At 58.7% G+C, this 1,403-nt stretch carries 1 pseudogene; it reads left to right on the forward strand.

Annotation, left to right across the window (positions count from 1 at the left end):
- Positions 1–141: 141 nt before the first annotated feature.
- Positions 142–592 (forward strand): annotated as a pseudogene (locus ACFFNA_RS36785) (transposase); the annotation flags it as partial.
- Between the last annotated feature and the right edge of the window lie 811 nt (positions 593–1,403).

A 1,403-nucleotide genomic window follows, 5' to 3' on the forward strand; every position in this document is an offset into this window, starting at 1 on the left:
GCCGACGGCTGGCATCTCGATGACGAGAGCCTGACGCGCGCAGGATACTACTGCACGTACGCCGCAGGGCGACGGCGGTCGTGCTCATGCCCGGATTTCCGTCGATCCCTACCTTCTGGCGGCCCGCCGTACTCTTCCTGCCGGAACTCAATGGACTTCGTGTCCTGGAAGGATCGCAAGCCGCTCGTGACAGCCCTGAAGGGAATCTACCGTGCCGTCGACGCTCAGGCCGCCGAGGAGGCGCTGACGACCTTCGAGGCCAGTGAATGGGGCAAGCGCTATCCCGCGATTGGCCAGAGCTGGCGGCGTGTTTGGAGCGAGGTCGTCCCCTTCTTCGCCTTCCCCGATGCCGTGCGCCGGATCATCTATATGACCAATGCCATCGAGGCCCTGAACTCGAAGCTCAGGCGGCCGTCAGGGCCAGGGGCCATTTCTCCAGCGACGAAGCCGCCACCAAGCCACCAAGCTGCTCTATCTGATCTTGAACCGGTCCGAGAAAGAGTGGAAAATGCCGCCACGTGAGTGGTCCATGGCCAAGGCCCAGTTCGCCGTCATCTTCGGTGAACGCTTCATCAAGGCCATGGCGGCGTAATGTTCAACCGCCCGACCGCACACGGAAATCCTGACAGTCCCGCTGTATCAACGTCTCTGGCCTGTCTGACCAAAGCGTCAGCACCGGTGCCCAGCTGGTCACAGCATTTTGTCCGTGTCCGATTGACGACAAATCTGTGTTCAGATCCAAACATCCTGGGGGTTAGGATCAAGCCGGCCAGCGGACGACTCCTCCGATTTGGGGTCGCTGCTCACAACCCGTTTGGTGGCATGCCAATTGCATATTCATAGCCATGATACCGTGTTCCGACATGGCCGTCGCGCAGTCTTAGCCCAGGAGTTCACATGACATTCGTCCGAACGCAATACAGGCTGCGCATCCCGTCGCACCGCCCCAGCTCGGTTGGATCTCGCTGCGATCAGACAGGATCGCCATCCCGCAGACCGCTTTCAGGCTGTCAGATAGGGCTGCCATAAGGGTTCTCGTAAAACAAACATTCAGGAGGAATCTATGACGACCACATGAATATCTGCTTCGCCGGCTCTCCCAATGGCACATAACACCAGACCCCTCTTCAAATCTGTGATGATCCAAAAGGAAAACGAAAAATGCCTACCTCAGAAAAAGACGCTGTGGCGCGCCCGAGGCTCCTGAAATTGCGGTCTCACTGGCCACGAACGATACTTGCTGCCACGGCGTTGGCCGTTGTAACGACCGCTCCAGCTCCAGCCGTCACCCAAGACGCGGACGAGCACTACTCCGACCAAAGCTTGTCGTTTCGTGAAGGCTGGGGGTGTATACTTTGGGCATTGTGCATTGGCGACCCAGATGTCATCGATTAGCTAGCCCG

This window comes from Mesorhizobium kowhaii (assembly GCF_042431665.1).
Classification (GTDB): domain Bacteria; phylum Pseudomonadota; class Alphaproteobacteria; order Rhizobiales; family Rhizobiaceae; genus Mesorhizobium; species Mesorhizobium kowhaii.